The 12,073-nt window shown below is 61.3% G+C and carries 13 protein-coding genes; 4 read left to right on the forward strand and 9 right to left on the reverse strand.

Going from position 1 to position 12,073, the window contains the following annotated elements:
* The first annotated feature begins 101 nt into the window (after window positions 1–101).
* Complete coding sequence (locus tag ATY77_RS09720; protein ID WP_088687152.1) at window positions 102–1,070, forward strand: LysR family transcriptional regulator; 969 nt, start codon at window positions 102–104, stop codon at window positions 1,068–1,070.
* Window positions 1,071–1,109: 39 nt separating this feature from the next.
* Here ATY77_RS09720 and ATY77_RS09725 read toward each other — a convergent pair whose 3' ends face one another.
* On the reverse strand, window positions 1,110–3,098 hold the full coding sequence (locus ATY77_RS09725; protein ID WP_088687153.1) for a bifunctional 2',3'-cyclic-nucleotide 2'-phosphodiesterase/3'-nucleotidase: 1,989 nt from the start codon (window positions 3,096–3,098) through the stop codon (window positions 1,110–1,112).
* 177 nt (window positions 3,099–3,275) lie between these two features.
* On the opposite strand from ATY77_RS09725, the gene ATY77_RS09730 reads away from it, so the two are divergent.
* Complete coding sequence (locus tag ATY77_RS09730; protein ID WP_088687154.1) at window positions 3,276–3,998, forward strand: hypothetical protein; 723 nt, start codon at window positions 3,276–3,278, stop codon at window positions 3,996–3,998.
* Here ATY77_RS09730 and ATY77_RS09735 read toward each other — a convergent pair.
* The 3 genes from ATY77_RS09735 to ATY77_RS09745 form a co-directional block, all read right to left on the reverse strand.
* The gene (locus ATY77_RS09735) at window positions 3,968–4,372 is read right to left on the reverse strand and encodes a PilZ domain-containing protein (protein WP_088687155.1); all 405 of its coding nucleotides are present in this window, start codon (window positions 4,370–4,372) and stop codon (window positions 3,968–3,970) included. The two genes, ATY77_RS09730 and ATY77_RS09735, sit on opposite strands and share 31 nt — an antisense overlap.
* A gap of 86 nt (window positions 4,373–4,458) precedes the next feature.
* Entirely contained in the window at window positions 4,459–5,343 is an 885-nt protein-coding gene (locus ATY77_RS09740) for a DMT family transporter (protein WP_088687156.1), read from the reverse strand.
* Window positions 5,344–5,415: 72 nt separating this feature from the next.
* A complete protein-coding gene (locus ATY77_RS09745; protein ID WP_028757384.1) occupies window positions 5,416–5,877 on the reverse strand; it encodes an Lrp/AsnC family transcriptional regulator in 462 nt (153 codons plus the stop codon).
* A gap of 156 nt (window positions 5,878–6,033) precedes the next feature.
* On the opposite strand from ATY77_RS09745, the gene ald reads away from it, so the two are divergent.
* A complete protein-coding gene (ald, locus tag ATY77_RS09750) occupies window positions 6,034–7,152 on the forward strand; it encodes an alanine dehydrogenase (RefSeq protein ID WP_088675245.1) in 1,119 nt (372 codons plus the stop codon).
* A 16-nt stretch (window positions 7,153–7,168) separates the two neighbouring features.
* On the opposite strand, the gene ATY77_RS09755 is transcribed toward ald, so the two are convergent.
* From ATY77_RS09755 to ATY77_RS09775, 5 genes are all read right to left on the reverse strand, one after another.
* Window positions 7,169–7,678, reverse strand: a complete 510-nt coding sequence (locus ATY77_RS09755) for a DUF1203 domain-containing protein (protein WP_088687157.1) — start codon at window positions 7,676–7,678, stop codon at window positions 7,169–7,171.
* A gap of 270 nt (window positions 7,679–7,948) precedes the next feature.
* Complete coding sequence (locus ATY77_RS09760; RefSeq protein ID WP_088687158.1) at window positions 7,949–8,509, reverse strand: GNAT family N-acetyltransferase; 561 nt, start codon at window positions 8,507–8,509, stop codon at window positions 7,949–7,951.
* A 5-nt stretch (window positions 8,510–8,514) separates the two neighbouring features.
* On the reverse strand, window positions 8,515–9,384 hold the full coding sequence (gene sseA / locus ATY77_RS09765) for a 3-mercaptopyruvate sulfurtransferase (RefSeq protein ID WP_088687159.1): 870 nt from the start codon (window positions 9,382–9,384) through the stop codon (window positions 8,515–8,517).
* Window positions 9,385–9,403: 19 nt separating this feature from the next.
* Window positions 9,404–10,141: an alanyl-tRNA editing protein gene (locus tag ATY77_RS09770; RefSeq protein WP_088687160.1), complete on the reverse strand. Its 738-nt coding sequence runs from the start codon at window positions 10,139–10,141 to the stop codon at window positions 9,404–9,406.
* A gap of 5 nt (window positions 10,142–10,146) precedes the next feature.
* Window positions 10,147–11,184 (reverse strand): cysteine synthase A, encoded by a 1,038-nt coding sequence (locus tag ATY77_RS09775; RefSeq protein WP_088687161.1) that lies wholly within the window; start codon window positions 11,182–11,184, stop codon window positions 10,147–10,149.
* A gap of 223 nt (window positions 11,185–11,407) precedes the next feature.
* On the opposite strand from ATY77_RS09775, the gene ATY77_RS09780 reads away from it, so the two are divergent.
* On the forward strand, window positions 11,408–12,067 hold the full coding sequence (locus ATY77_RS09780) for a ChrR family anti-sigma-E factor (protein ID WP_190237613.1): 660 nt from the start codon (window positions 11,408–11,410) through the stop codon (window positions 12,065–12,067).
* Window positions 12,068–12,073 lie beyond the last annotated feature (6 nt).

Below are 12,073 nucleotides of genomic sequence, written 5' to 3' on the forward strand. Positions count from 1 at the left end.
CTGGGAGGTGAGCCGCAGTTTCGACGAGGAAAATATGTCTGGTCTGCTATCGAAAAAACGGTGATAATGTCGATCGAAACTATCGATGGAATGGATGGAAAATGCTTCCGAACCCGACGCTGGATCAGTTGCAGGTGTTTCTGACGGTCGCCGAGACCGGCAGCTTCTCGGCCGCATCGCGTGTGCTGAACCGCGCGCAATCGGTCGTCAGCTATACGATCGCCAATCTGGAGGCCCAGCTTGAAATGCCGCTTTTCGAGCGCTCCGGCGCGCGCCAGCCAAAGCTGACGGAAGCGGGAAAGGCGATGTTGGAGGAAGCGCGTCGCATACTTGGCGATCTGCAGGTCATGCGGGCGCGCGTGAAGAGTCTGCGGGAAGGGCTTGAAGCGGAAGTTTTCGTCGCCATCAGCGTCATGGTGCCCTCGCGGGCCGTAGTCGATGTGCTCCACGAATTCCGCGAAAAATTCCCATCGGTTTCGTTGAACCTCAATGTCGGCGAACTCGGAATGGTGATGGATCTCGTTCTGAGCGGCAAGGCGACGATCGGTATCGGCGGCGCGGTCCTCAAGCAGGAGGATTCGATCGTCACGGAACGGATCGGCCATTCCTTCATGCTGCCCGTTGCCGCGCCCAACCACCCGCTTGCCGCGATCGGCCGGCCGCTGACGCTCGGCGACGTGCGCGAGGAAGTACAGCTCGTCGTCACCGACGCGTCGGGACGGACGAAGGGGCGGGATTTCAATGTTCTGTCCTATAAGACGTGGCGTGTCAGCGATATCGCCACGAAGCACCAGCTCATCAAGGCCGGCCTTGGTTGGGGCGGTCTTCCGGCTTCCATCATGCATGACGATCTGCGCAGCGGCGCGCTCGTCCATCTCGATCTGGAAGCTTATGAACAGGGCGAATACGCCATCTATTCGATGCGCCAGCTCGCCAACCCGCCCGGGCCAGCCGCCAGCTGGATGATCGACGCCTTCCGCACGCGGCTCTCCCAGTGCCCGAACCAGGCCGATTTCCATGCCGAGATGGCGGAGTTGCGGGATACGGTCCCGCCGCTCGCGGCCGAATGATGAAGGCGCGATGCCGCGCCCTCATTCATCTCACTCTGATTAAAGAACCAGTCTGAACTTCGAGAAGCCGTCGGCTCCTTCGCCGGCCTCCTCGATCTTGACGCTCTTGACCGCGGCGAGAAACTGCTTCGCCTTCGGGCCGCTTTCGAAAGTCACTGTCGTGCCGGGAAGCGGCTTGAAGGTCCAGTTCGCGTCCGCCGACGGATTGATCGTGCCCTGCTCATGGACATAGCGGACGATGACGTCGCGATTGGTATCCGGCGCCTGGAAAATCACCTTGTCAGCCGTAATCTCAGGGAAGTTTCCGCCGCCGCCGGCGCGATAATTGTTCGAGACGACGACGAATTTCTGCGCCGGATCGATCGGCTTGCCGTTGAAGGCCAGGTTCTGGATCCGGTTGGAGTCGGGATTGATCGCCTTGCCGGATGAATCATATTTCGCCGGCTGCGACAGATCGATCTGGTAGGTAACGCCGTCGATCACGTCGAAATTATAGGACGGGAAGTCGGTGTTGAGCAGCGGCGCATCCTTCGAGCCGGCGAGAACGTGATTGAACATGCCGGCCGACATTTCGAGCCAGTTCTTCACCTGAGCGCCGGTTATCGCCACGGCCTGGACCGTGTTGGGATAGAGATAGAGGTCGGCGACGTTCTTGATGGCGATGTCGCCGGCCGGAACGTCGGTGTAATAATCCGCGCCGCCGCGCCCGCCGGCCTTGAAGGGGGCCGCGGCCGAAAGCACCGGCAGATCCTTATACTCGGTGTCGGCGAGCATCTGCTTGATGTACCAGGTCTGAGCCTGGCTGACGACCTGGACGGAGGGATCGTCGGCGACGAGTGCAAAATAGGAATAGAGCGGCGCGGAGGTCTTGCCGACAGGGGTGCGGACATAGGCGAGCGTCGCCTCGTGCTCGGCCTTGGCGGCCTCGACCACTTCCTTCTTGTCGGCGTAGTCGGCCACCACCTTCTTCTTGTCGTCGCGGTGATAGATCGGCCGTGCTTCCGAGGTGAAGGCGACGATCTTCCAGCTGTTGCCGTCCTTTTCGAGCAGCAGATCGATGAGGCCGAGATGCGAGCCCCAGAAGCCGGCCATCACGGCGGGCTTGCCATGCAGCGTGCCCTTGACGGGGTCGGCGTTGGCGATACCGTCCCAGCTCTTCGGGCCGGGGAAGACGAGATGCTGATGGCCGGTGAAGATCGCGTCGATCCCTTCGACGGCGGCAAGATGCAGCGAAGCGTTCTCCATCTTTTCGGAGGGCGCGGCTCCGTCGATGCCGGAATGGGAGAGCGCGATGACGATATCGGCGCCGGCTTCCTTCATGGCGGGAACCCAGGCCTTGGCGGCCTCGACGATATCGCGCGTTTGCGCCTTGCCCTCGAGATTCCTGACGTCCCAGAGCATGATCTGCGGCGGCACGAAGCCGATGAAGCCGATCTTGACCGGGCTCTCCTTGCCGGCGCCGTCCTTGATCTGCTTTTCCAGGATGACGTAGGGCTTGAAGAACAGGTCGTCCTGCTTCGGATCCGAGGCGAGCTGGCCCTTGGTCAGGTTGGCGCAGACAAAGGGGAAATTCGCGCCTGAAAGCACCTTGAACATGAAGTCGAGGCCGTAATTGAACTCGTGATTGCCGAGCGTGCCGACCGAATAGCCGAGCGTGTTCATTGCCTTGATGACGGGATGGACGTCGCCGTCCTTCATGCCGTGCTGATAGGCCATATAGTCGCCCATCGGATTGCCCTGCAGCACGTCGCCATTATCGATCAGCAGCGAGTTGACGGCTTCCGCGCGGATATTGTCGATGATCGTTCCGGTGCGCGAAAGGCCCATCGTGTCGTTCGGCTTGTCGGCATAATAGTCATAGGGGAAGACGTTGACGTGAATGTCGGTCGTTTCCATCAGCCGGAGATGCGCCTGGTTGGCGCTGGCCCGCGCGCTGAAGGGGTGCAGCAGCACCAGAGCGGAAGTCGCGGCGAGACCGCCGAGCAGGGAACGGCGGCTCATGACGCCGACATCGAAAATGGAAGACATGGAAACCTCTCCTTCAAAGATCATGCATCGTCCGGCCCGTCAGAATTAGGACGATTTGGCGAGGAGTACACTTCAAAAATGACGGGACGGCAAAACAATCCGGGCGAAAGGCGGCGTGGTTTTAAAATACAATTTATGGTAAAGTCGTCGGGCTGACATCCATCGGGGGACTGGATCATGAGCCGGGTCGTCATCGCAATGGTCGGAGGTTTCGGAGGCACCGCGCCCAGTTTGGTCGATAAGGCGCAGGCGCTCTACAGCGGCGACGTGGAGAAATGGCTGACAAGCACCGCAAATCCGTGGATCTCTGTTGCCTGTGCGCTCGGCGCCATCACGGTCTTCTTCGTCATCGGCGCCGCGATCGCTCTGATCTACCGCGAGCAGCAACTGCAGAAGGCGCTTCTCCTCGGCATCGGCGCGCCGGCTCTCATCATGGCGGCCGCGCAAGGCAGTTCGGTCAACCCAAAGCCGATCGAAGTCAAACCGGTCTCCAGCCTCTTTTCCATTGCCGGTGCCGCCTATGCCCAGGACGGCAATCGCTCGCTGCCGCCCCGTGTCGAACTGAGGGTCAATCCGGGCTGGACTGAGGGCGAATGTCAGACCTGCGATATCAAATTCCTTGGCAGCGACGGCCAGATCATCGCCAGCGAGCCCCTTTCAGCAAGCCCGGCGCCCGGCGCCGTCAACGTGCCCCTCGGCACGGAGATGATCGTGCTGTCAGGCGCCAACGCCAACAGCGCCGCCATCGATGTCAGGAATCTGGATGCCAAGCTGCCGCAGACTCAAGGCCCGGTCACCCTCGACGTCAACGTCAACCGCAGCTACTGGAACGACCTCAGCCGCTCCTTCGGCGCCAAGACGGTGCAGCCTTATGATTTCAGCGTCGACGTCGCCAAGTGAGGCGGGCGGCCGCCGCCGCTATTCGGTCTGACCAGCGGACGCACCGCCAGCACCGGCCGTATTTCCTTATGGAAAAATCGGAAATAGGAGGAAACCTGGGCGCGTGCATTCGAGGTCACGTCGAACTGGATGCCGACGCGGCCATTGTGCTTCCAGCGGATGATGCCCTCCAGCAGTCCGAGGTTTTCCGCTTCGATCCGCACCTTGCTGCCGGAGGCGGCGTGAACCGGTCCCTTCGTCTCCAGAGCGGCGCCTGTTGCCGAGAGGTTGAGGATGCGGACATCCACCTCGGTGTTCAGATATCTCATATTGCCGAACACACGGCAGTTTTTGCGGTCGGCCTTCCGGGCCGTAATTTTCAGGTTGCGCGTCATACTATCTCCCTTGGACATCGCGATGGGAGCATAGCGCCGGAAAATTGAAATGGTTTTAGGGGCTTGGCTAAAATTGCAGTGAAACGTCATTTGACTGCGGCGGCCGTCCTGCGTCCCACAACATGCTCGCGCCAGATGGTGAAGATGCCGGCGGCAACGACGATGACCGAGCCGATGATCGTGTTGAGGCTGAGCGTTTCGTCATAGATCGTCACACCGATAATCGAGGCGTAGACCAGTGATAGATAGGTTAGAGGCTGGACGGCGGCGGCATCGAGGAGATCGTAGGCGCGGATCAGGAAATAATGGCTGGAAATGCTGGTCATGCAGACGAGCGCCATCCAGCCCCAGTCTCCGGGCGACATCCAGCTCCAATAGAACGGGCCGATGATGGTCATCGCGATGCCGCCGATGACGCCGGTATAGAAGAAGCTGGTCATCGACGAATCGTCGCGGCTGACGAGACGGGTGGCGATGACATAGAAGGCGAAGTTGAAGCAGGAAATGATGGCCAGCAGCAGTTTCACATCGAAAAACTCGCCTTCCGGCTTCAGGATCAGCAGCACCCCGAAAAGTCCGGCGCCGATGGCCATCCACCGCCGCCAGCCGACCCGCTCGCCGAGGATCGGCATCGACAGCAGCGCGATCAGGATCGGCGTGGCGGAAAAGATCGCTTGTGAACGGGCAAGGCCGATCACGGCAAAACAGGTGATGGCCAGAACCACCTGGACGGCAAGCAGCACGCCGCGCACTACCTGTAGGGCAGGGCGTTCGGTGCGGGCAGTCGCTTTGAGCCCACCGCGCATCTTCGAAGCGAGGATGATCGTGAACAGCGCGAAGGCCCAGTAGCGGATCATCGTCACGAAGATCGGCGGGTAGGCAGACGCCAGATGTTTCGAGATGGCGTCCTGAAGAGAGAAGATGGTGATCGCCAGAAGAGCGAAAATATAACCGTGAGTCTTCGATGTCATAATATGCCGATGAGCGGGAAACGCCCGCGCGCACCGAAAGTCTGGGCAGGCTTTCGGCAAATATGCAAGGCCTCAAAGTCCGACATTTGGCCTGTCGATGATTTCTCTGAGCGCGAAGCTCGAATTGATCTTGACCACGTGGGGCAGGGCCGACAGCCAGTCGCGATGGATGCGTTCGTAATCTTCCAGATCGCGGGCGGCGACCCTGAGGATATAGTCATATTCGCCCGACATCAGATAGCAGACGAGCACGTTGGGGCAGAGCTTCACCGCCGCCTCGAATTCCGCCAGCGTCTTGGCGAACTGGCCGGAGAGCGAGATATGCACGATGGCGATCATCTTGTAGTCGAGCGCCTTGTGCGAAAGCCGTGCATGGTAGCCATCGATGACGCCGCTTCTCTCGAGAATGTCGAGCCGGCGCGAACAGGCAGAAGGTGACAGTCCGATCCTTTCGGCAAGCTCGGCATTGGTGATGCGCGCATCGGCCTGAAGTACCTTGAGAATCGCAAGATCGATGGTGTCGAGATCAGCCATTCGTAGAACTTTCGAAAAAAGACGCTGAAGACGCAATAATCTCCGAAAAATCGCATTTCTGCAAATCGTCTTTGCAAGGACATTTCGCGGTCTTGATGATTGGATTCATCCTCAGAGGAGATCCGCAATCGCGGAGACAAAAGGAGAGGAACGCCCATGCGTGTCGGTTGCCCGAAGGAAATCAAGAATCATGAATATCGCGTCGGCCTGACGCCGGCTTCGGTGCGCGAATATGTGGCCCATGGCCATGAAGTCTGGGTGGAGACCAAGGCGGGTGCCGGCATCGGCGCTGATGACGCCGCCTATGCTGCGGCCGGCGCGAAGATCGCCGCTTCCGCCAAGGATATTTTCGAAAAATGCGACATGATCGTGAAGGTCAAGGAGCCGCAGCCCTCCGAGTGGGCGCAGCTTCGCGACGGCCAGCTTCTCTACACTTACCTGCATCTGGCACCCGATCCGGATCAGACCAAGGGCCTGCTCGCTTCCGGCGTCACCGCGATCGCTTATGAGACGGTGACCGACGAGCGCGGCGGCTTGCCGCTGCTGGCGCCGATGTCCGAGGTGGCGGGGCGCCTGTCGATCCAGGCGGGCGCAACCGCGCTGCAGAAGGCCAATGGCGGCCTCGGCGTCCTCCTCGGCGGCGTGCCCGGCGTGCTGCCGGCCAAGGTGGCGATCATCGGCGGCGGTGTCGTCGGTCTGCACGCCGCGCGGATGGCCGCCGGCCTCGGTGCCGATGTCAGCATCCTCGACAGGTCGCTGCCGCGCCTGCGTCAGCTCGACGATATTTTCGCGGGCCGCATCCACACCCGTTATTCCAGCATCCAGGCGCTGGAGGAGGAGGTCTTTTCGGCCGATCTCGTTATCGGCGCCGTGCTGATCCCCGGTGCTGCGGCTCCGAAGCTTGTCACCCGCGAGATGTTGTCCGGCATGAAGAAGGGCTCCGTCATCGTCGACGTCGCCATCGACCAGGGCGGCTGCTTCGAGACCTCGCATGCCACGACACATTCCGATCCGACCTACGAGGTCGAGGGCGTGGTGCATTATTGCGTCGCCAACATGCCGGGCGCCGTGCCCGTCACCTCGGCGCATGCGCTGAACAATGCGACGCTCGTCCACGGCCTAGCGCTTGCCGATCGGGGCCTGCGTGCCATCGCCGAAGACAAGCATCTGAGGAACGGCCTCAACGTGCACAAGGGCCGCATCACCAACAAGCCGGTCGCCGAGGCGCTCGGCTACGAAGCCTTCGCGCCGGAAAGCGTACTGAACGTAGCGTAAGCTTCCTGACTCCAGGTCAGGAGAGGGCGTCGGTCTCCGCAAAGGCCGGCGCCTTTGCCTTGTCGATCCGGCACTGGAAGCAGTTGTTGCGCGCCGAGCGCACATGCACATAGGCGATGTCGGGCCGCGCGAGCAACGTCTCGGCATAGGCCGGAATGTCGGCGATCTCAGTCACCGCGCCGGTGCCGTAGACGATGCGGTCCTTGGCGCTGTAGCCGCGGACGATGAAGTCGGGGCTCATCGTCAACATCGGCGGCTGGATCTCTTCGGCGGCGTAACGCCGGCACGGCTGTTTGTGAAGGAAAATCGGCCCGGTTTCGGCATAGGGCTGCAGCTTCGGGAAGGGCCTGTAGGCGAAAACCAGAAACTCGTCGCCCTCTTCGATATTCTGCAGGCAATGGCGGCAAGGGTTGCCGTCACCGTCTGATGTCATTGTCTCGGGCAGATTATCATAGGCGTCGCGGCCGCCGTTCCAGAGGGCCTTAGCATCGGCAGTCGGCATGGCGGCAAAACGAATGGCGGTCATGGCAAATCTCCTTGATGATTGCTATGAAACTGCACCTAGGCAGCTGCCCAAGCCACCCATTTCTTGCGCGCTGCTTGTCGCCGGCTCCTCAACGTTTGGTGGAAATTCTACCTCTCCTCCTTCCTGTGCTTGTCACAGGAATCCAGTGCGCCCAAGTCCTTGGGCGCGATAGACTTTCCGTTATAGTATTGCTTCATTCACGGCGCAGACGCGCCGTGGCTGGATTCCTGTGACAAACACAGGAATGAAGGACGGCCGGGAACCAACCTCTCAGCTTTTCCGGGCAAGCTCCAGAAGCTCTTTGTCGCTAAGCGGCCGCACGATGCCGGTGCCGGTCGAAACCGGCGAGAAGCCATACATCTGGTAGAGCTGCAACGCGCGCGGATGGTCGAGATTGTTGGTCGTGGTGGTGACTCGCTTCGGATTGAGCGCCCAGATGGCGTAGAGCGCCTGCAGCAGGAACCATTTGCCGATGCCGAGACCGAGCGCGTGTTCGATCAGACCGAAATGGCTGAGCTCGATCGTATCCTCGTCCTCGCAGAAATATTCGTAGAAGCCGGCCGGCGCGCCGTTCACATAGAGAACGCTGATATTGTTGCGCCTGTCGTTCAGCGTTCCGGCAAGCTGCTCGTCGCTCATGCGCAGCCGGTCCACCCATTGCCAGCGCGCACCCACCTGACGGTAGAGGTAGCGATAGAAGGGCAAGGGTATCTCAGGCGCGCGCATGATCGCCGTCTGGATATTGACGGGCACAGGCATGCTCGCCTTCGGCGCCGACGTCATTTCGAGCCGGGTGATATGTGCTTTGAGCGAAGCGGGTGTTTTCCCCATGGCGATCAGGCTTTGACCGGCGTCGGCGGACCGGTGACGATGGGCGTATCCTCACGGCTGCCCCATTCGCTCCATGAACCGTCGTAAAGCTTGTTGTCGTGATGGCCGAGCGATTCCAGCGCCAGCGTGATGATCGCTGCCGTGATGCCCGATCCGCAGGAGGTGACGACGGGCTTCGAAAGGTCGATGCCGGCATCCTCGATCGTCTGCTTGAGTTCGGGCAGTGATTTGAAGCGGCCCTGGTTCGCAAAGACGCCAGAAGGCAGGCTGCGGGCGCCGGGCATATGGCCGGAGCGCATGCCGGCGCGCGGCTCCGGCTCGGCGGCGGCGAATCGGCCTGCGCTACGGGCATCGGCGATCTGCATCGCGCCGCTGGAGACGATGTCGCGCATCGTATCGAGCGTCACCACCCGGCTTTCGTCGAAGTCAGGCGTGAAGGTCGCCGGCGCATGGCTGGGCGCCGCGGTTTCCAGCGGCCGGCCTTCGGCCTTCCAGCCGTCGAGGCCACCGTCGAGCACGAAGACGTTCTTGGCGCCCATCACCCGGAACAGCCACCAGACGCGCGGCGAGGCGAACATGCCGATGCCGTCGTAGACGACGATGCGATCCTTCTCGCTGATGCCGAGCTTGCCGACCTCTGCGGCGAAATATTCGGGCGAGGGGATCGTGTGCGGCAGCGAGGTCGAATGGTCGGCGATCTTGTCCTGATCAAAGCGGATGGCACCGGGAATATGACCGGCCGCATATTCGGCGTCAGCGTCGCGCTTCTGTGCCGGCAGATAGAAGGAGGCGTCCAGTATGCGCAGATCCGGCTTGCCGAGTTCGGCCTGCAGCCAGTCGGCAGAGACGACGAAACGGCTTTTGGTCTCACTCATTGCGATCTCCCTCGATGGTTCAGGCTTCGTCGCCGGGCGTGCCGAAGCGGATGCGGAAGCGCCGGTTCTCCTTGCCCTTCTTCTCGATCTTGGCGATGTGAATCTGGCCGACTTCCTGTGTCTCGGAGACATGTGTGCCGCCGCAGGGCTGGCTGTCAATCGAGGAGTTCTCGCCGATGCAGACGAGGCTGACGCGCCCGAGCCCTATGGGCGGGCGCACATTCTTCGATTTGACGATATCAGGGTTGGCCACAAGCTCTTCGTCGGTGATCCACTGCAGGTACACCGGATGGTTCTGGCCGACGAGTTCCATCAGCCTGGCCGTCACCTCGTCCTTGTCGATCGTCTCGCTCATGTCGAAATCGACCCGGCTTTCCTCCTCGCCGACGGCGGCTCCCGTGATCGGATAGGAGCAGACGACAGAAAGCAGGTGGCAGGCCGTATGCATGCGCATCAGCCGGTAGCGGCGCGGCCAGTCGATATGCAGCACCAGCGTCTCGCCGATTTCCGGCCGAGGCTCGCCGTCGCGCGGCACGTGAATGATGACGTCCTTGCTTGCGCCGTGCTTGGTTAGGCCAAGCGCGATCTTGCTGCCGTCGGCGCGTTCGAGCTCCCCGGTATCGCCGGGCTGGCCGCCCGATGTCGCATAGAAGCAGGTCTGGTCGAGTTCAATGCCCCCATCCTCGTGAATGGCGGTGACGACCGCCTCGCATGTCGAGAGATAGAAATCGTCACGGTAGAGGGCATTGACGGGCATGTGTCTCACACGGGCTCGTAGGGAACGTCGATCTCGGACGACTTGGCCATCCAGCCCGGAACGGGCAGACCCTTCGACTTCAGGAAGTCCGGGTTGAAGAGCTTCGACTGATAGCGATTGCCGTAGTCGCAGAGGATCGTCACCACCGTATGGCCGGGGCCGAGATCCCTGGCGAGATTGACCGCGCCGGCAATGTTGATCGCCGTCGATCCGCCAAGGCACAGGCCCTCGTTCTCAACGAGGTCGAAGAGATAGGGAAGCGCTTCGGCGTCGGAAATCCGGTAGGAGAAATCAGGTGTGAAGCCTTCGAGATTGGCGGTGATGCGGCCCTGGCCGATGCCTTCGGTGATCGAGGAGCCCTCGGATCTCAGCGTGCCGTTCTGATAGAATTCAAAGAGGGCCGCGCCATCGGGATCGGCGATGCCGATCTTGACATCAGGCTTGAACGCCTTGAGGCCAGCTGCGACGCCCGCCAGCGTGCCGCCCGAGCCGACGGAGCAGATGAAGCCGTCGATCTTGCCGTCGGTGCCCCGCCAGATTTCCGGCGCGGTGGTTTCGACGTGCGCCTGGCGGTTGGCGACGTTGTCGAACTGGTTTGCCCAGATCGCCCCGTTCGGCTCGGTCTTCGCCATTTGCTCGGCAAGCCGCCCCGATACCTTCACATAGTTGTTCGGGTTCCTGTAGGGAACGGCGGGCACTTCGACGAGTTCGGCGCCGAGCAGTTTCAGCGCGTCCTTCTTCTCCTGGCTCTGCGTTTCCGGAATGACGATGACGGTGCGATAGCCGAGCGCCTTGGCGACCAGCGTCAGGCCGATGCCGGTATTGCCGGCCGTGCCTTCGACGATGACGCCGCCGGGCCGAAGCAGGCCTTTCCGCTCCGCGTCGCGGATGATGTAGAGCGCGGCGCGATCCTTCACCGACTGGCCGGGGTTGAGGAACTCCGCCTTGCCGAGAATGGTGCAACCAGTCGCCGCTGACGCGCCCTTGAGTTTGATCAGGGGCGTATTGCCGATGGCTTCGAGGACGGAGGGATGGAAGGTCATAGAATCTGCCTCTTTCGAACTCTTACTTTAGGAACGGTCTTTTCCCTTCACAAGGCTGTGTTGGCAAGAAATGCTATTCCATGCCTTCCTCGCACGCGATAAAATTTCGCTTTCCATCCCCGAAATGACGTGCGGCCGGCGATCAAGCCGCGTCCGGGTGATCCGAAGATTGACTTTCCCCGTACGGATGATGGAAAAGCGAAACGCAGCGCGACAACGAGGCGTGACCGAAACCGACATGGTTCACGAACATATCGACACGATCGATGCATTGATGGCGCGTTATGTCGCCGGCTCTCTGCCGGAACCCGCTCGCGTGCTGGTGCGCTCTCATCTCGAAATGAAGCCGGACAATCGCAGCCTGGTGAAAAGTCTCGAGCTGCTTGCCGGGGAAGCCCTGGAAATTGCGCCCGAAGCCGCGATCGACGATCGCGATCGGCGGCTTGCGGCAATTTTCACCTCCGCTTCCCCCGTGGCCGAGCCGCCGGCCGGCGCGCGGCCGGAGCACGCATTGTTCCCACGCACAATGCGCGACTTTGTCGGCTTTGAAGTCGACGATGTGCCCTGGCGCAGACGGCTTCCGGGTTTGAAGGAATATTCGCTCGACATGGATGGCTGCGAGGTCAGCCTGATGTGGATCCGTCCCGGACGCGTCTTGCCGGCCCACACCCACAAGGGCATGGAACTGATCCTCGTTCTCGACGGGGCCTTCCATGATGAACGCGGCCGTTTCGGCCCCGGCGACATCTCCATTGCCGACGAGACGGTCGACCATCGCCCGGTCGCCGAAAAGGACAGGCCCTGCATCGCTTTTGCCGTGTCAGACGGGCCGGTCACGCTCACAGGATCCTTCCGTCAGATGATCGGCGACCTGATCGGCTGAAAAGCA

This window comes from Rhizobium sp. R634 (genome assembly GCF_002211305.1).
Taxonomy (GTDB): domain Bacteria; phylum Pseudomonadota; class Alphaproteobacteria; order Rhizobiales; family Rhizobiaceae; genus Rhizobium.